This window comes from Cohnella caldifontis, assembly GCF_029360585.1.
Lineage (GTDB): Bacteria > Bacillota > Bacilli > Paenibacillales > Paenibacillaceae > Cohnella > Cohnella caldifontis.
Map to the genome: position 1 here is coordinate 449,949 of NZ_JAQZSJ010000002.1, position 17,959 is coordinate 467,907.

The window sequence follows — 17,959 nt, forward strand, 5'->3', positions numbered from 1 at the left end:
TCCTACAAAATACCCCTGTCTCCGCCGCCGCAACTCGTTTATAATCGGGTTAAGAGCTTACGGGGAGAGGGATTCATGGAAATTTTTATGACTTTATTTTTGCTGCTTCATTCCGCTTTTGCCGGTGCTCAGGACGAGCCCAGCCCGATGAAACAACTTTGGCAAGCCGCGTACACGGCGTCCCATGCGCCCGTCGCGCCAACCCCCGCAGGCGGCAGCGATTCTTCTCGGCAAGAGAACGAGAAGCAGCCGTCGGATCCCCAGCAGGATGCTCCGGAAGTCAAGGGCATTTACGTAACCGCATACAGCGCAGGCGGTGCCCGCATGGCCTCCTTGCTGAATCTTGTCGATCAGACGGCGCTTAACGCGATGGTCATCGACATCAAAGACGACAGCGGCTTTATCACGTACAAGACCGACAATCCCAACCTGGCTAAGCTGGGCACCCCCCAGCCGTTCATCAAGGATATCGGCAAGCTGATGACCACCTTGAACGAACACAAGATTTACCCGATCGCGCGCATCGTCGTGTTCAAGGACACCGTCCTCGCCAAGAAGCATCCCGAACTGTCCTACACGAATGCGGACGGTTCGATCTGGAAGAACGGCAAAGGCGACAGCTTCGTGAACCCGTATCGCAAGGAAGTCTGGGACTACAACGTCGAGATCGCCAAAGAAGCGGCCAAGCTCGGGTTCAAGGAAATCCAGTTCGACTACGTGCGGTTCCCGGAAGGCTTCGAGAAAAAGGCCGATCATCTGAAGTTTACGAAAACGGATCAGAGCCGCGTGGACGTGGTGGCGGGATTCGTCGAGTACGCCCGCGAGCAGCTCGAACCGCTCGGCGTCCGGGTTTCGGTGGACATCTTCGGCTATGCGGCTTCGGTTCCGGCCGCGGAAGGCATCGGCCAGGACTTCGTGAAGATTTCCAAAGCCGTCAACGTCATCTGCCCGATGATCTATCCCAGCCATTACAGCACGGGCTGGTTCAAGCAGAAGGATCCCGATAAAGCCCCTTACGCCACGATCAAAGGCGCGATGGCCGATACGCACAAGAAGCTGGATCCGCTGGGCGACAGCGGGCCGATCATCCGGCCTTGGATCCAGGACTTCACCGCGAGCTGGCTGGGCAAAGGACACTATATCTCCTACGGAGCACCCGAAGTCGCCGCCCAAATCAAGGCGCTGCAGGAAAGCGGCGTGAACGAGTACTTGCTATGGAACGCGGGCAACAAGTACTCCGCCGGAGTCGATTATTGAGTGGATTCAGAAAAACCGTCAGGGAGAAATTCGTCCCTGACGGTCTTTTTGATTCGTGCCTCTGCAGTCACTCATCAGCAACTTACCCACGAACCATCCTCAATCCTGTAATCAAATGAACATGACCATTGGGACCCGTTTGTCCAGAGGGGCGGGGATTAAGCTTGCGCGGCTAGCTTAACAGCTGTTGCCCCACGCGCCAGCGGGGGTTAAGCTTGCGCCGCAGGCTTAATCAGCTCTTGCCCCACGCGTCAGCGGGGGTTAAGCTTGCGCCGCAGGCTTAATCAGCTCTTGCACCACGCGCCAGCGGGGGTTAAGCTTGCGCCGCAGGCTTAATCAGCTCTTGCCCCACGCGTCAGCGGGGGTTAAGCTTGCGCCGCAGGCTTAATCAGCTCTTGCACCACGCGCCAGCGGGGGTTAAGCTTGCGCCGCAGGCTTAATCAGCTCTTGACCACGCGCCAGCGGGGGTTAAGCTTGCGCCGCAGGCTTAAGTCAATCCCTCTCCGCTTGCTCTTGGTCATGGTTGATCCCGCCTTCCTGCCCATGCGGTAACGTTTTTCACCGAAACCCCATCCTTCCCGTCACGGGTTTTGATTCTAACGGACACCGCAGCCGCTATTGGATCAAATCCCCTCATTTTCAAATCGTAACGGACACCACGGCCCTTATCCGTCACCTGTTTACGGATATACGTGGGTTTTTTCCCTCAATAAGCGCAACAGTGTCCGTTACAATGCGCTTTGCCGAGGAGCGACCCCCATAGCGTCCGCTGTGTCCGTTAGCCTTACCGCTTCAGCGAATGGGGCAGCCGGCGTCTGGTCTTTCTAGAAAGGGATAGAGCATGACTTCACCCCGAAAAGATATAAATTCTGGGGATTTCAAAAAGCCGGTGCCTTCGGCGAAGGCACCGGCTTTCGTTTTGTTTTTTACCGCTTGCCGGAATCGAACGGCTCGCCCGCGGCTTTCGGTGCGCGCGAGTTTTTCGAGAATACGATCAGCGCCAGCAGCGTCACGACGTACGGGAAAATCTTCAGCACGACCGGCGGAACGTCGGAAAGCGAAGGAATGACCTGGGACACGTTGGCCACGGTGGTCGCGAAGCCGAAGAACAGCGTCGCGGCCAGTACGCCGAGCGGTCTCCATTGCCCGAAGATCAAGGCGGCGAGCGCGAGGAAGCCCAGGCCGGACACGCTGCCGGTGAATTCGCCCGCATAGGTCAGGATGATGATCGCGCCTCCGATTCCCGCGAACGCGCCGGAGATGAGGACGCCGATATACCGCATCCGCCTGACGTTGACTCCGGCCGCTTCCGCGGCATGCGGATGTTCCCCGCAAGCCCGCAGCCGCAGGCCGAAAGGCGTTTTGTACAGGACGACCGCACTGATCGCCAGGACGGCCAGAATGAGCCATGTGGTCGAATACGTACGGGTGAAGAACAGAGGTCCGAGAACCGGGATTTTGTGCAGAAAGGGAATGTCGTACGGCGCGAAGCTCTGAACCCGGATATTCCCGCTGCCCGTCATGTTCCGGGCCATGAACACCGTAATGGCGCCGGCGATCATATTGATCGCCGTACCGCTGATCACCTGGTCCGCGCTCAGGTTTATGCTGGCGAACGCGTGCAGCAAGGAGAAGACCATCCCCGCGACGACCGCCGCCAGCAGCCCGACCCACAGCACCCAGTCCGCTTTCGGGTGAAGGGCCCGCAGCTTGAAAATCGTAAATGAGCCGGCGAACGCCCCGACGATCATCAGGCCTTCGAGCCCGATGTTGACGATTCCGCTACGCTCGCTGAACAACCCGCCGAGCGCGGTGATGAGCAGCGGGATGGTGAAAACGATGGCGTAAGGAAAAATTTGTTCGATCGTGCCCCACATCGGCTCATTTCACCTTCCCTTCGCCTGCGTCGCCCGCCGCGGCTTGGTTTTTGCGCCTGACGAAACGGCGGAGCAGGCGTTCGATCAGCACGCTGGTAGCCGAGAAGTAGATGATGATGGCGATGATGGAATCCGCGATCTCCGGGGGAATGTCCGTCATCGCATTCATGAAGCCCCGCCCGGAATACAGCAGCCCGAAGAAAATCGCGGACAGAAGCACGCCGAGCGGATGGTTGGCGCCCAAGAGCGACACGGCGATTCCGTCGAAGCCCTGGGACGGCAAAATGCCGATTTCGATGTTGTTCGCGTTCCCCGCGTACAGGGCAACGCCGCCCAATCCCGCGATCGCCCCCGATATGGCCATCGAGTACACGATGCTGCGGTTCACGGCGATCCCGGCGTACTCCGCCGCGCTTCGGTTGTATCCGACCGCTTTGAGCTCGTAGCCGAACGTCGTTTTGGCGATGATAAACGCGATCAGGATCACGACTACGATCGCCACGAGCAAGCCCATATTGATGAAGGAACCTTGGAACAAATCCGTCATCCAATGCGTTTTCAGCGTGGCGGCTTCCGGGAGCGGCTTGGATTCCGTTTCGCTCGACGGGTTTTTGATAAACGTCCGTACCCCGTAGTATACCGCCCAGAACCCGATCCAGTTCATCATGATGGAAGACACGACCTCATGCACGTTGAACCGGGCTTTGAGCAGGCCGGGTACGACGGCCCAGACCGCCCCGCCCAGCGCTCCCGCGATCAGCATCAGGGGCAGCAGCAGGATCCGCGGCACGTCCAGGTGAATGCCGACGACGGATGCGCAGAACGCGCCGAACAGCAGCTGGCCGGCAACGCCGATGTTGAAGAGCCCGGTGCGGAACGCGAACGCGACGGCCAGACCGCTGAAGATGAGCGGCGTGGCAATGGCGAGCGTATTGCCGATCCGCTCCGCGTTTTTCAGCCCGCCTTGGAACAAGAACCGATACCCTTCCACCGCGTTATGCCCGGTCGCAAGCATGAGCACGGCGCCGGCCAGCAGTCCGAACAGGACGGCGCACAGGGAAACCACGATCGAATTTTTCACGGCTGCGCCTCCTTCCGGACTCCGGCCATCATCAGGCCGATCTCGTTCTCGTTCGTTTCCGCCGCGTCGACCAAGCCGACCAGCTCCCCGTTGTTGACGACGGCGATGCGGTCGGACAAGTTCAGGACTTCCTCCAACTCGAGCGATACCAGGAGGACGGCATTGCCTTTGTCCCGGTGCTCGACCAACCGCTTGTGGATATACTCGATCGACCCGACGTCAAGCCCGCGCGTCGGCTGCACCGCCACGAGCAGCACCGGGTTGCGCTCGATCTCCCGGCCGATGATGGCTTTCTGCTGATTGCCGCCGGAGAGGGAACGCGCCGATGAGGCCGCTCCTTCTCCCGAGCGGACATCGTAGCTTCCGATGATGCCTTCGGCATATTCCCGGATCGGCTGGCTCTGCAAGATCCCCCGGCGCGAGAAGGGCGCCTTGTGGTACACTTCCAGCACCATGTTTTCGGCGAGGGAATAGTCGAGCACCAGCCCTCTGCGCTGCCGGTCTTCCGGAATATGGCCGATGCCGTCTTCGATCCGCTGCCGCACCGATTCGGAGGTAATCTCCTTGCCGTTCAGCAGGATCCGGCCGGATTCCGCTTTCCGCAGGCCGGTGACGGCTTCCACGAGGTCCGACTGCCCGTTCCCTTCCACGCCGGCCACGCCGACGATTTCGCCGGCTCTGACTTCCAGCGAGAAATCTTTGAGGGCTTGGGATTTCCGGGCGCTTCTCACGGTAAGGCCTTCCACTTTGAGCACCGTTTCGCCCGGACGGCTTGGCGCTTTCTGCACCTTGAACGAAACTTGGCGGCCGACCATCATTTCCGCCATTGCGGCTTCGCTGGTAGCGGCCACGTCCACCGTCCCGATCGTCTTGCCCCGGCGGATGACCGTGCAGCGGTCGGCGAACTCCTTGATCTCCTTGAGCTTGTGGGTGATCAAGATGATCGATTTGCCTTCGGCGATCAGGTTTTTCATGATTTTGCCGAGCTCGTGGATTTCCTGGGGCGTAAGCACCCCCGTAGGCTCGTCCAGAATAAGCACGTCGGCTTTGCGGTACAGCATTTTGAGGATTTCGACGCGCTGCTGCATGCCGACCGAAATGTCTTCGATTTTCGCGTACGGATCGACGTTCAGGCCGTATCGCGTCGACAGCTCCGCGATCTTCCGTCCCGCCTGTTTGACATCCAGGAAGAGGCCCCATCTGCGGGTTTCCGTCCCCATGATGATGTTCTCGGTGACGGTGAAATTTTCGACCAATTTGAAATGCTGGTGCACCATGCCGATCCCGAGATGATTGGCCACGTTCGGATTCGAGATCCGGACCTCCTTGCCGTTCACCTGGATCGTCCCGCGATCGGGCTGGTACATGCCGAACAGGATGCTCATCAGCGTCGATTTGCCCGCTCCGTTCTCCCCCAGCAGCGCGTGGATTTCTCCCCGCTTCAGCCGCAGGGTGATGTCGTCGTTGGCGACGATGCCGGGAAACTCTTTCCGGATGTTCAGCATCTCCACTACGTAATCCAATGGAATGCCCTCCCTCTCAACTATTCCCGTGACGCATGCGCTTTAGCTGAATCCGATTGTTCCGGGGTCCCCAAAAAGTAGTCGGAACAGGCTTCGGAGGCCATCTTCACTTTTTGGGGAGAAAGTCAGGGGGAGCCCCCGGAATTCTAGAGGAATTACCTTGCATACTTGCCCGTACCACAAAAAAAGACGGGAACCCGTCTTTTTTTGTATTCGGTTTACTTGATGAGATTTCCTTGTTCCGCGGCGACTTTAATTTCGCCGGATTTCAGCTTCGCGAATACTTCGTTTACTTTCGCGACCGTGTCTTGGCTCAAGTTCGGGTTTTCCGCCGGAATGCCTACGCCGTCGTTTTTGGAATCGAACGTCAGCGTCTGGCCGCCCGGGAATTTGCCCTCGGTTTCGGCTTTGACCATGTCGTACGCCGCTTGGTCGATTTTCTTCATCGCGGAGGTCAGGATGATCGATTTGCCGTTCTTCAGCACGCCGTCCTGATATTGGTCGACGTCAACGCCGATGATCCATACTTCCTTGCCGGCATCGCCGCGGGTTTTGGCCTCTTGGATCGCGCCCACGCCTACGCCGCCGGCTGCGGTGAAGATGGCCTTCACGCCGCGGTCGTACATTTGGGCCGCGATTTGCTGACCGGCCGCCACGTCGGCGAACGTGCCTTGGTAAATGACGTTTTCTTTCTTGATCGATACTTTCGTGCCGAAATTGTCGTTCGCGTATTGGATCCCTTGTTGGAAGCCCCAGTTATACTTCTGAACCGGCGGGATTTCCATGCCGCCGATGAAGCCGGCTTCGCCTTCTTTCAACTGGAGGGCCGTCGCTATGCCTGCTACGAATCCGGATTCGTGTTCGGCGAAGAAGATCGAGACGGTGTTCGGTTTCACCACCGGCGTGGGGTCGTCGGCCGTGTGCGGGGCTCCGTCGATCAGGACGAATTTCGCGTCCGAGTACTTGTCCTGCGCCGCGAAGATCGCCGTTTCGAACTTGAAGCCCGGCGCGACGATGAACTTGTAGCCGGCGTCGTAGAGATTGCCGATCGTGGTGAGGTAATCCGCTTCCGTCGTGCCGGCCGGTTTCAGGTACTTGTCCTCCAGGCCGAGATCTTTGGCCGCTCTCTCGACGCCTTCCCACGTGCCTTGGTTAAACGACTTGTCGTCGATCGTGCCGGAGTCCGTCGCCATGCCGACCTTGAAGTTCGTGTTGGCGCCGGCAGGCGGAGCCGAACTCTCGGAAGCCGACGGGCTGGCTGCCGGGGCGCTACCCGCGGGCGAGCCGGAGCCGCCTTCGTTGTTGCTCTTGCCGCACGCGGCAAGAATCGAGAAAACCAGGGTTAATACGAGCAGTAGTGCGCTTTTTTTCATACTTTTTTTTGCCTCCCTCTAATGGTTGGTGGATCTATGCTTTGAAACGGTGTTACCTTCCGTCGTCGTCCGCTTGGTCAAGCGGACGGGATGCCGGCGATGATCGCCTTCACCAGCGAAATGAACCGGGGCTTGGTCCGGCTGGCGACTTCCATCACCTGCTCGTGGGTGAGCGGCTCGAGCTCTTCGCCGATGGCCATGTCGGTCACGCAGGAAATGCCCAGCACCCGAAGGCCGGCGTGGCTCGCCACGATGACTTCCGGCACGGTGGACATGCCGACGGCGTCTCCGCCGAGCAGACGAAGCATTTTCAGCTCCGCTCCGGTCATGTAGTTCGGGCCGGAAATTCCCGCGTATACCCCTTCCCGGACCTCAATGCCCAGCGACGCTGCCGTCCGTTTCGCGAACTCGGCGAGTTCCGGCGTATACGCCCGGCTCATGTCCGGAAAACGCGGTCCCAAGGACGGCTCGTTCGGCCCGATCAGCGGATTGGCGCCCGTCATGTTCAGGTGATCCCGGATGATCATGAGATCGCCGGGGCGGAAAGAAGGATTCATGCCGCCGCAGGCGTTCGTCACGATCAGCGTGTCCACGCCCAGCGCCTTCATCACCCGGACCGGATAAGTCACGGTCTGCATGGAGTACCCTTCGTAGTAATGGAAACGCCCCTGCATCGCGACGACCGGCTGACCTTCCAAGGATCCGAAGACGAGCTTGCCGGCATGTCCTTCCACCGTGGAAACGGGAAAATGCGGGATCGTTCCGTAGTCCACGGCAACGGCACCCTCCAGCTTGTCCGCCAGATCTCCGAGACCGGAGCCGAGAATGAGTCCGATCCTCGGCTTGACGGTCGTCTTGGAGGCCAAATACGCGCGCGTTTCTTCCACTTGTTCCAACAGACGGCCCATTCGCCGCGTCACCCCTCAATATCCATTATCGTCCATCTATGACGTCGTAAACTAACGGCAGCGCCGGTACCGGATCCGGAGCGATCTCGATGGATTCCAGCAGCATGGAAATCGCCTCGTCCGCCCGTTCCCGGCTGGAATGGATGGTGGCGAGCGGCTCGCCTTGAACCGTCCGGTCTCCGATTTTTTTGTGCAGCACGATTCCGACCGCGAGATCGATCGTCGATTCCTTGGTCGCCCGTCCCGCTCCGAGCAGCATGGCAGCCGTGCCGATGCGCTCCGCCGACATGCGGGAGACGTATCCGTCCTTCGGCGCGGGCACCGGGATTCGATAAGCGGCCGTCGGAAGCCGTTCCGGACGGTCGACGACGTCGGCATCCCCGCCTTGCGCCGCCAGGAACGTCTTGAAGGTCGCCAGCGCTTGGCCGGAAGAAACCGATCGTTCCAGGAGACGGCGGGCTTCCTCGGTGGTGCCGGCTTTGCCGGCCAGCACGACCATATGGCTGCCGAGCGTCAGGCTCAGCTCGTATAGATCCCGGGGTCCTTGTCCCCGGAGGGTATCGATGGCTTCTTTGACTTCCAGCGCGTTGCCGATCGCGTATCCGAGCGGCTGGCTCATGTCGGACAGGACGGCAATCGTCTTCCGCCCTACGCGGCCGCCGATGTCGACCATCGCCCGGGCGAGCCCGCGGGCCGCGTCCAAACCTTTCATGAACGCCCCGTCCCCCGTTTTGACGTCAAGCACGATGGCGTCGGCGCCCGCCGCGATCTTCTTGCTCATGATCGAGCTGGCGATGAGCGGCATCGACTCGACGGTCGCCGTGACGTCCCGCAGGGCGTACAGCTTTTTGTCGGCCGGCGTCAGGTCCCCGCTCTGGCCGATCACCGCGAGGCCGTTCCGGTTGACGAGTTCCAGGAATCGCTCATTGCTGATTTCCACGTGGAATCCGGGGATGGACTCGAGCTTATCCACCGTTCCGCCCGTGTGCCCGAGGCCTCGGCCCGACATTTTGGCGACCGGGACGCCGACCGAAGCGACCAGGGGAGCCAGCACGAGCGTCGTCGTATCCCCGACCCCGCCGGTGCTGTGCTTATCGACTTTCGTGCCGGCGATACCGGACAGGTCGATGCGGTCGCCCGAATCCACCATCGCCATCGTGAGGTCCGCCCGCTCCTGCGGAGTCATGCCGCGGAAGTATACCGCCATGGCCCATGCCGACATCTGGTAGTCCGGGATGGAGCCGTCCGTATACCCGCGGATCAAGTACCGGATTTCGGCATCGGACAACTCGCCCCCATCCCTTTTTTTCGCGATCAGGTCGACCGTTCTCATGCGTTAGCCCCCTCATCTATCCGATTCCGGGCCGTCCGGATGACCTGGGACGGCGGTTCCGATTAATATCCTTCGCCCTTGCCGCCCGTCACGATCGCGACCGAAGAGCTGGCGCCCAATCTCGTCGCGCCCGCGGCGATCAGCCGCTGGGCGAACGCGAGGTCCCGGACGCCGCCGGACGCCTTGATGCCCATATCCGGGCCGACGGCGGAACGGATCAGCGCGACGTCTTCCACCGTGGCTCCGCCCGTGCCGAACCCCGTCGACGTTTTCACGAAATCGGCGCCCGCTTCGACGCAGATGAGCGACGCTTCCCTTTTCTCTTCGTCGGTCAAATAACACGTTTCGATGATCACCTTCACGGCGGCCTTCCCTTTGCAGGCTTCCACGACCGCCTTCACGTCGTTCAGGACGGACGCCCGGTCGCCTGACTTCAGCGCGCCGACGTTCAGCACCATATCGATCTCCGTGGCGCCGGCCCCGATGGCGTCCTTCGCCTCGGCGGCTTTGATTTCGGTGCGGCTCGCCCCGAGCGGGAACCCGATCACCGTCGTAACGCCGACTCCGCTGCCTTTCAGTTCGCTTGCCGCAAGCGGCACCCAGTACGGATTCACGCAAACCGTCGCGAAGCCGAATTCCTTGGCTTCCGCGCACAGCTTGACAATGCCGTCCTTCGCGGCGGCCGCGCCTAGGAGCGTATGATCGATCATTTTCGCAATGGATTCCGTAGTCATGCGGTTAAGCCTCCCGTTGTTCGAGTTTGTGCAGCAGCGCTTTCGCCGTAATCTGATCCGTGACGAGGGTGTTGGCGTAACGGCCCTTGAGCGCTCCGTAAATCGCCGCGGTTTTGTCGGCGCCGCCCGCCACCAGGATGGCGTGCTCTTTGCCGCGGAGATCGGACAATTCGATGCCGACGGTCCGTTCGTTCAATTCGGGGAGGCAAATCTCGCCGTTCTCGTCGAAATAACGGGAGCAAATATCCCCCGCGCCCCGGCTTCGGATGACGCCCAGTTCGTCGTCCCGAAAATAATTCGAGTTGAGCAGCACCGAGTCGGGCGTCGGCGAACCGGCCGTGAACACGGCGACGTTCGCGGAGACGGCCATGTCCATGACCCGGCGGATGTGCCGGTCGGAAAGCATGGCTTTCTTCACCAAAGTATGGTCAACGATGGCAGGTAAATACATTAAATAAGGAGTGACATGGAACGCTTGGCCGAAGCGGTGGACGATCTCCGAAGGGGAGATCCGGACGTCGGCTTCGCTGACGCCTCCGTTCAGCTGCACGACGAACGAATTTTTGAGCGTTTTCGACCGGAGGTGAAGGGCGACCTGATACATCGTCGAACCCCAAGAAGCGCCGATCGTATCGCCGTCTTTGACGATTTCGTCCAAATACGCCGCGGCGGCTTGGCCGACGCATTTCTTGACCGTCTCGTCATCGTAGGTCGGCGTATAGGCGACCACGACGCGTTTGAGACCGAAGCGATCCTGCAAAGAAGCCTCCAGCAGCTCGACGTCCTCGCTCGGATCCTTGATCTCGATCTGCACGATGCCTTCTTCCTTGGCTTGCTGAAGCAGCCGGGAGACGGTCGGGCGGGAGACGCCCAATATCTCCGCGATCTCGCTTTGGCTGCGGTCGAGCTGGTAATACAGCTTAGCCGCTTCCAGCGCTTTCTTGATTTTGTTCAGTTCCAACAACGATCGCCCGCTTTCGTGCGGCGGTGTTTGTGAAATTATGTTCATCCGAGGTGAAATTCTGTTCGGAAGCTATTATAAGGGATTGCCGGGTCGAATTCAATTCCCGGGAAGGCGATTTTTGTAAGAAAATCGGGACCGGAGACCCTCCATCGGCGGGAAGGGGGCGAACGACGGAAAAACGGCCTTTCTTTTTCAAGAAAGACCGCTCCGAAAGTTTTCTTTTACGGGGTTATGCATGCACCGGCTCCCTCAACTGTTTGCCCATCCGGAGGAAGGTTCCGAGCACGTTATCCACCCGAATGCGCATCCGTTCGTCCGCCGGGCGTCCGAATTCGTCGAATCTCCGCTGGTCCCCGCCGACGGAGACCCATTCGGGGCAGTTGATTCCGTGCAGGTTGCGCACGATGACCTGGAGCTGCGTAAGCGAACTCACGCCGACCGCTCCCCCCGCCGCGCTGACGGAAAGCACCATCTTGCCGTCGAATTGATCCGCCCCCAGGTAATCCAGCGCGTTTTTCAACACGCCCGACACGCTTCCGTGGTATTCGGGCGTGGCGAGCACGACCGCGTCGCTCTCCTCGACCATTCGGGCCAGCTCCCGCGCCGTATCCGGCTCCGCGTCCGCATCCGGGTCGTAGAGAGGAACCGGCTTCTCCCGCAAATCGAACAGATTCGGTTCATGTCCAAGGGACGACAGGCGATCCCCGATATAGCGGGCCATTTTCGTACTCGCGGATTCGCGCCGATTGCTCCCTGCGATAATGGCGATTTTCATGGCGGTCTCCTCCTCGGCTTACTTTTTATACATTTTAGTATGTAAAGTATGTTAATGTCAAGGAAGGGAACTCGGTCGCAACAAAAGAAACGCCGCAACCCGGAATTACCGGATTGCGGCTTCGTTTCCGTGAAACTCTTGGCGGACCCGTCGCGCGGACTTACTGGGACAATCGCTTGGCCAGCTCGTACATGTCGGTGTCGAACGTCTTCTTCGTGCGGCATACGACTTCGATGTCCGTGGCGACGAACTCGCCGTTCACGATGCCGAGCGCCTTGCCGGAGTCGCCCTCCATCAGCCTCCGCACCGCGTAGTCGCCCAGCTTGGACGCCAGAATCCGGTCGTTGTGCGTAGGCGACCCGCCGCGCTGGATATGGCCCAGCACCGTCACGCGCGGTTCGATCCCGCTGTGCTCGGTGATTTGGCGGGCGATGCTGTCCCCGCTTCCGACGCCTTCCGCGACGACGATGATGCCGTGGCGTTTGCCGTGCGCGAAATTGTCCTTCATGTTCAGCGCGATCTCGCGGATATCGAACGGAACCTCGGGCACGAGAATCGCCTCAGCGCCGCTGGCCAAGCCGGCGTGCAGCGCGATGTCGCCGCAGTGGCGGCCCATGACCTCGACCACGGAGGCGCGCTCGTGGGAGGACATCGTATCCCGCAGCTTATTGATGGCGTCGACGACGATGCTGACCGAGGTATCGAAACCGATCGTGTAATCCGTAAACGGAATGTCGTTGTCGATCGTGCCGGGCAGCGCCATCGTTTTGACGCCCAGCTGGCTCAGCTTGAGCGCTCCTTGATAGGAGCCGTCGCCGCCGATGACGACCAGGCCGTCGATGCCGAATTCCCTCAGGATGGCGGCCCCGCGCTGTTGGCCTTCGGCCGTCATGAACTCTTTGCAGCGCGCCGTTTGCAGAATCGTGCCGCCGCGCTGGATGATGTCGCCGACGCTCCGCAGGTCCATCTCCCGGATTTCCCGGTTCAGCAGACCCTGGTATCCCCGCTGGATGGCGAAGACTTGCAGCCCCCGGAACAAACCGCCGCGGACGACCGCGCGCACCGCCGCGTTCATGCCTTGCGAATCCCCGCCGCTCGTCAACACGGCGATTTTCTTCACTGCGCTCATCGTATCGGATTCCTCCCCAATTCTCCCAGGCGAAATTACAACGCCTTTCGTATCCAATGGCTGTTGAGCCAGAAAAACACCCTTGTCCAAGGACTGCCTTTCATCATCTGACGGGCGGTATGGCGAACCTCGCGCTGCCGCTTCACCTTCGGATCGGATAAATACAGCGCGACCAATCCTTCGACGATCATGCGGTGGAACATGGGTGCCGGAAGCCGGTCCGCCGACTGCCGGGCGGCTCGCACCATCCGCAGCATCCGCTCGTCCAGCACTTCCCGGCTTTCGAAATAGCTGCAGAAATTGAGGTCGCCTCCGGCTTGGTCCTCCGCCTGGTCGATCAAATAATCGAGCAGGATATGCAAGCCGCAGATCGACGGGAAGTAATGTTCCCGGATCCGGCCGGCCATCTCCGGGGTCAGCTCCGGATCGCACGCGGCCACGAACAGCATGAACATCCCGAGCGTGGATCCGGTCGCCGCGGCGAACTCGTTCCATCTCAGATCCGGGTAAGCGGACCGGTGCCGCTCCCACCATTCCAGCAGCCGCGGTTCCCGCTCGGGCTTGGCGATATGCTTGTACACCTGAAGGTCGCCGTACAAGCCGACCAAATCCCGAACGTGCTGCTGCACCCGGCCGTAGGCGGGCAACCGGATGATCGCGTCCTGGCATCTGCGGACGAGGGCGTGCAAGTATCCCCCGTCTTCCCTCTCGGATCGCAGCGCGTAGTAATCGGTCAGCGGCGCACCCGGCGTGACCGCGTCGAGCATGCTCCGATGCAGCAGCCGGAAATCGTCCGCGTCGAGCGAAGTGCTCCGGTCGCAGAGATTGTCCAAATAATCGCTGATCGTCTGCAGCGCCACGATGAGAGGGATCAGTTCGTCCAGCCGGTCCGGCCTGGCCGCGGCGTATACCGCCCCGCCCTGGCAATGGAACCGTTTCGTCTCCATGCTGTCGATCGCTTGCTTGCGCAGCTCGGGATCCGGCATCGCCTCGGCAAGCGCCCGCCAGCCGTCCAATTCGCGCCGGACGCCCGGCAAAATTTGCTTGTATACTCGCGTCATCAACGCGACGGGTCCCCGAGGGTATCCGCCGGCCGAGCGATCCGTTTCCTTCATTCCGTCCTCCGCTTGCGGTTCAGCTGTGCCTTTTGGTCTCCGTATCCAGATCCTGTTGGACGCGGAACCAAATATGGAGATCGTTGATGCGGCTCGCAAGCTCGGCGATATCGGAATTGAGCCGGCAGGAAGCCGCAAAATCGTCCTCCGCGAAAAGCCTCTCCTGCTTGACCTTAATCTGTTCCTCGAGCCGGATGATCCGCTCGGGAATCGTTCCCCGCACCGTCTCCCACCGCTCCAGCAGGGCTTCCTGCCGCGTTCGGCTCAGCGTATCCCAATCTGCCTCAAACGCAGGCAACGGGATGCCGAGCCGTTCGTCCGGGACGAACTGCCGTTCCAGCCACTCTTTGTCTCCCATGGCCAATCCTTTCGTTTTTGCGCCGGACGTTTGCCCGCTCTCTCGAACAAACCGACAGCCGGCGCGCCGGGTCAAGCCCCCGGTTTCAAGCATCATCCTATAATGTATCATTCCCTTTATATGAAATCCAGCGGAATTGTTCGGCACCCTGCTGCGGAATTTCCCTGACAATCCCCCGAAATCTGATATATAATACTAGCAGCCGTTAGACCGATTCGGATACCTTTTAACCGCTGGGAGCTGACCTCATGCACGCAGACGGCCGGGCCACGATGGGCAGATTGCTCCTGTTTTTCATCCCGATGGGGCTTTCCGTCGTCTTGATCAATCTTTCTCACGTCATCATCAACGGCACGCTGGCGCGGGCGGACGACCCGGAGACGATTCTGGCCGGCTACGCGCTCGGCATGAGCCTGCTGGCCGTAACCGAACGGCCCGCGGTCCTGTTCCGCCAAACCTGTTCCGCCCTCGTCCGGGATAAGATTTCATTCCGCGCCGTCCGCCTGGTCGGCGTCTTCGTGTTCGGAGGCGCTCTCGCCTTCGGGGCGCTCGTCGCGTATACGCCGGTCGGACATTGGGTTTTCGGCGGCGCCTACGGAGCGCAGGGACGGGTGGAGACCGAGGCGGTGGCTACGTGGCGGGTCTTGATGTTCCTATCGGTGTTTTCCGGGCTCCGCTGCTTGTTTCAAGGCGTGATCATCTACCGCATGCGGACCAAATGGCTGACGATCGGAATGGCGTTCCGCCTCGCCGGCATGTTCGCGCTTTCCCGGTACTTCGTGTTTGCCGGCGTGACGAACGCGATGCAGGGTTCGGTCATTTTCCTGTTCGGCATGATGCTGGAAGCGTTGGTCAGCTGGCTGGAAAGCCGAAGGCTCGTCCGCGGGATGCCGGAACGCGCCGAAGACTGCGGCGTGACCCGAGCGAAGCAGGTGCTGCCGTTCTACAGCCCGCTGCTCGTATCCTCGCTGATCATCGTCTGGGTGCAGCCGATATTGAACGCGCTGCTCGGCACGACGGACAGAGCGGCGCTGGCCATCGCTTCATTCTCCGTCGCGGGCAGCCTCATGAACTTGATGCTCGGTTTTTTCACCTATTTCCACCAGATCGCCTTGCATTTCGGCAAAGCCCATCCCGCGCTCGTCCGCCGCTTCGTGCTGTCGCTCGGGTTTGCGCCGGCCATACTGCTGGCGCTGATGGCCTTTACGCCCGCCGGAACCTGGATGTTCACGCACGCGCTCGGCGTCCGCGACGAACTGCTCGATTCGAGCCTTCAGGCGCTGCGGGGGTTTCTCCCCTACGTGCTGATCTTTCCCTGGTTGGATACGCTGAACGGCTTCGTCATGGGCCGCGGGGACACGAAATGGATGTTCGCTTCCCAGACCGCCAACGCAACCCTCACCGCCGTGCTGATCGTCGTGCTGACCTTGTCGCTTCCGGCTTGGCACGGCGTTCTAGGCTCGCTCGCCCAATCCGGCGGCCTGGCCGCGGAGCTTGCGGCGCTCGCTTGGCTCTACCGCAAAAACCGCAAGCTCGATGAGAGCCCCGCGCCCTCCGCGCGGCGGCGGAAAACCATTTCCGGATAGGAGACCGCAACGAATGAAAGACAAACCGGGCAGACAAATGACCGTCCTTCGCGCCTTGCAATTTTCCACTTACGCGACGGTCGTCATGATCGCCACCTATTTTCCCTTGTACTTCTATAGCTTAGGGTTTTCCAAACTGCAAATCGGGGCCATCTATTCGGTCGGACCCGTGCTGTCGATCGTTTCCAACCTGTTGGTTGGAATCGTGAGCGACAAGACGAAAAGCTTGCGCCGAATGATCAGCCTGCTGTACCTCGGCCAAATTCTGGCCCTCGCCCTGCTGCTGCCGGTGCGGGAATTCGGCATCATGTCCTTGGTGATGGCTTTCTTCTATCTGTTCCAAACGCCCGTGACGTCCATGCTGGACAGCCTGACCCTTCTGGCCGCCGAACAGATGAAGCGCAGCTTCCCGTCGATCCGGATGTTCGGGTCGCTCGGGTACGCCGTGTGCGCCGTCGTTTTCGGCTACGCCCTCAAGCTGTGGGGATCGGGCTTGACCATCTACCTGGCCTTGGGCGCCGTCGCCGTTGCGCTCGTCATCTCGCTATGGGTAGCCGATTTCCAGGCGACGGTCCGGAAGTTCGAATTCCGTGGGTTGTGGAACGTCCTGCGCCGGCGCGAAACCGTCGCGTTTTTCGTCATCGTCGGGGTGATTTCGGTCGCGCACCGGATCAACGAAGGATTCCTCTCCGTCGCCATGCGGGACCACGGCGCGTCCGATTCCGTCGTCGGCGCGGCTTCCCTTGCTTCCTCCGTCAGCGAAATCCCGGTATTCTTCCTGCTGGCGCGGTTCGGGCACCGGGTCAAGGAGTTTCCGCTGCTCGCGCTTGCCGGCTTCATGTACGTCGTCCGGATGTCGCTGCTCAGCGTCGCGGTCCATCCCTGGTCGTTCGTGGCGATCCAGACGATGCACAGCGTGACGTTCGGCATTTTCTACATTACCGCCCTGCGCTGCCTGCAATCGATGATTCCCGAGGAATACCGGTCGTCCGGCCAAGCCGCGTTCGCCATCGTCTGGACCGGGATCGCCGGCCTGATCGCCGGGACGCTGGGCGGCTGGCTGTATGACGCTTTCGGACTGGCCTGGCTCTTCCGGGCCGGCGCCGCGTTCGCGCTCGTCGGCTGCGCGGGATTCCTCTATTTCCACTTCCGCCGGCCCGCGGTCTGAACCGGCAGAGCCGGACCGGTTCCCGGCATTTTCCTTGATCGGTTCAAGGCCCCCCACTATAATAATGGGGAAGGAGAGAGGACAACGATGGACTACAGCCAACTGAAGGAAGTCATTCAAAGTCGCCGCAGCATCCGCAAATTCGCGGACAAGCCGGTGACGGAAGCGGATATCCGCGAACTCATCGATTGCGCCCGCTATGCGCCCAGCGACACCAACTCCCAGACGTGGGAATTCGTCGTGGTGACGAACCGGGACAAAATCCGGGTGATCGAGACCATGACGTGGGACGAGCTCCACCGCCGGGCCGAAGAAGCCGAGAGCCGCGGGCTGTCCCGCGAAGCGCGCCTGCTCGTCAAATCGTTCGGACCTTACGCGACGGCTTTCTCCGACGCGCCGGCTTTGATCGTCTGCCTGGCCACCCCTTACCAGTCCAAGTTCCGCGAGCGGATTTTCGACCCGATCGGCTTGGTTCAGGACGAGGTGTGGCGGGAAGAAGGCATCAAGAGCAGCTGCCTGGCCTCGATGAACCTGATGCTGGCCGCCCACGCGAGAGGGCTTGCCACCTGCCCGATGACCGGCCCCGTCCTGCTGGCGGAACGCCGGCTGCGCGAGTATCTGGGCATCGACGAGACCCGTCAAGTCAACATGGTCATCGCGCTCGGCCATCCGAACGAAATCCCGGGCAAACTGCCGCGCAAGGAAATCGACGAGATCCTGACGATCGTCCCATGATCGTCCCCGCGATAGCGAAAAACGACCGATCCCTCGGCTAGAG

The 17,959-nt window shown here is 60.6% G+C and carries 17 protein-coding genes; 4 read left to right on the forward strand and 13 right to left on the reverse strand.

Translation table 11 applies throughout. The features are described from left to right. The first annotated feature begins 75 nt into the window (after positions 1–75). Entirely contained in the window at positions 76–1,257 is a 1,182-nt protein-coding gene (locus PTZ19_RS05075; RefSeq protein WP_276352731.1) for a putative glycoside hydrolase, read from the forward strand. A gap of 926 nt (positions 1,258–2,183) precedes the next feature. Here the strand turns inward: PTZ19_RS05075 and PTZ19_RS05080 are convergent. The 13 genes from PTZ19_RS05080 to PTZ19_RS05140 all read right to left on the reverse strand — a co-directional run bounded on the left by PTZ19_RS05080 (position 2,184) and on the right by PTZ19_RS05140 (position 14,427). Further along, positions 2,184–3,134 carry an ABC transporter permease gene (locus PTZ19_RS05080; protein ID WP_276352732.1) on the reverse strand — a complete coding sequence of 317 codons (951 nt, stop codon included), beginning with the start codon at positions 3,132–3,134 and terminating at the stop codon, positions 2,184–2,186. Between the two features lie 4 nt (positions 3,135–3,138). Beyond that, positions 3,139–4,215: an ABC transporter permease gene (locus PTZ19_RS05085; protein ID WP_276352734.1), complete on the reverse strand. Its 1,077-nt coding sequence runs from the start codon at positions 4,213–4,215 to the stop codon at positions 3,139–3,141. Next, complete coding sequence (locus tag PTZ19_RS05090) at positions 4,212–5,738, reverse strand: ABC transporter ATP-binding protein (RefSeq protein WP_276352736.1); 1,527 nt, start codon at positions 5,736–5,738, stop codon at positions 4,212–4,214. The genes PTZ19_RS05085 and PTZ19_RS05090 overlap by 4 nt, the downstream gene beginning before the upstream one ends. A 218-nt stretch (positions 5,739–5,956) precedes the next feature. After that, positions 5,957–7,111 carry a BMP family lipoprotein gene (locus PTZ19_RS05095; protein ID WP_276352737.1) on the reverse strand — a complete coding sequence of 385 codons (1,155 nt, stop codon included), beginning with the start codon at positions 7,109–7,111 and terminating at the stop codon, positions 5,957–5,959. Positions 7,112–7,188: 77 nt separating this feature from the next. Continuing rightward, positions 7,189–8,019, reverse strand: a complete 831-nt coding sequence (locus PTZ19_RS05100) for a purine-nucleoside phosphorylase (RefSeq protein ID WP_276352738.1) — start codon at positions 8,017–8,019, stop codon at positions 7,189–7,191. 25 nt (positions 8,020–8,044) lie between these two features. Continuing rightward, the gene (locus tag PTZ19_RS05105; RefSeq protein WP_276352740.1) at positions 8,045–9,352 is read right to left on the reverse strand and encodes a pyrimidine-nucleoside phosphorylase; all 1,308 of its coding nucleotides are present in this window, start codon (positions 9,350–9,352) and stop codon (positions 8,045–8,047) included. Positions 9,353–9,414: 62 nt separating this feature from the next. Then, entirely contained in the window at positions 9,415–10,086 is a 672-nt protein-coding gene (gene deoC / locus PTZ19_RS05110; protein WP_422614969.1) for a deoxyribose-phosphate aldolase, read from the reverse strand. 4 nt (positions 10,087–10,090) lie between these two features. Beyond that, complete coding sequence (locus tag PTZ19_RS05115) at positions 10,091–11,047, reverse strand: sugar-binding transcriptional regulator (RefSeq protein ID WP_276352741.1); 957 nt, start codon at positions 11,045–11,047, stop codon at positions 10,091–10,093. Beyond that, positions 11,007–11,246: a hypothetical protein gene (locus tag PTZ19_RS05120; protein ID WP_276352742.1), complete on the reverse strand. Its 240-nt coding sequence runs from the start codon at positions 11,244–11,246 to the stop codon at positions 11,007–11,009. Before PTZ19_RS05120 ends, PTZ19_RS05115 begins: the two co-directional genes overlap by 41 nt. 33 nt (positions 11,247–11,279) lie before the next feature. Next, positions 11,280–11,825, reverse strand: coding sequence for an NADPH-dependent FMN reductase (locus tag PTZ19_RS05125; protein WP_276352743.1), 546 nt, complete (start codon positions 11,823–11,825; stop codon positions 11,280–11,282). Between the two features lie 160 nt (positions 11,826–11,985). After that, positions 11,986–12,954 (reverse strand): 6-phosphofructokinase, encoded by a 969-nt coding sequence (gene pfkA / locus PTZ19_RS05130; RefSeq protein WP_276352744.1) that lies wholly within the window; start codon positions 12,952–12,954, stop codon positions 11,986–11,988. A gap of 35 nt (positions 12,955–12,989) precedes the next feature. Next, positions 12,990–14,069 carry a tetraprenyl-beta-curcumene synthase family protein gene (locus tag PTZ19_RS05135; protein WP_276352745.1) on the reverse strand — a complete coding sequence of 360 codons (1,080 nt, stop codon included), beginning with the start codon at positions 14,067–14,069 and terminating at the stop codon, positions 12,990–12,992. A 19-nt stretch (positions 14,070–14,088) separates the two neighbouring features. Continuing rightward, positions 14,089–14,427, reverse strand: coding sequence for a hypothetical protein (locus PTZ19_RS05140; protein ID WP_276352746.1), 339 nt, complete (start codon positions 14,425–14,427; stop codon positions 14,089–14,091). Positions 14,428–14,675: 248 nt separating this feature from the next. Here PTZ19_RS05140 and PTZ19_RS05145 point away from each other — a divergent pair, with 248 nt between their 5' ends. The 3 genes from PTZ19_RS05145 to PTZ19_RS05155 all read left to right on the forward strand — a co-directional run bounded on the left by PTZ19_RS05145 (position 14,676) and on the right by PTZ19_RS05155 (position 17,916). Further along, positions 14,676–16,013, forward strand: coding sequence for a multi antimicrobial extrusion protein MatE (locus PTZ19_RS05145; protein WP_276352747.1), 1,338 nt, complete (start codon positions 14,676–14,678; stop codon positions 16,011–16,013). A gap of 13 nt (positions 16,014–16,026) precedes the next feature. Further along, positions 16,027–17,181 carry an MFS transporter gene (locus PTZ19_RS05150; RefSeq protein WP_276352749.1) on the forward strand — a complete coding sequence of 385 codons (1,155 nt, stop codon included), beginning with the start codon at positions 16,027–16,029 and terminating at the stop codon, positions 17,179–17,181. Positions 17,182–17,268: 87 nt separating this feature from the next. Beyond that, entirely contained in the window at positions 17,269–17,916 is a 648-nt protein-coding gene (locus tag PTZ19_RS05155) for a nitroreductase family protein (protein WP_276352750.1), read from the forward strand. Positions 17,917–17,959: the final 43 nt, after the last annotated feature.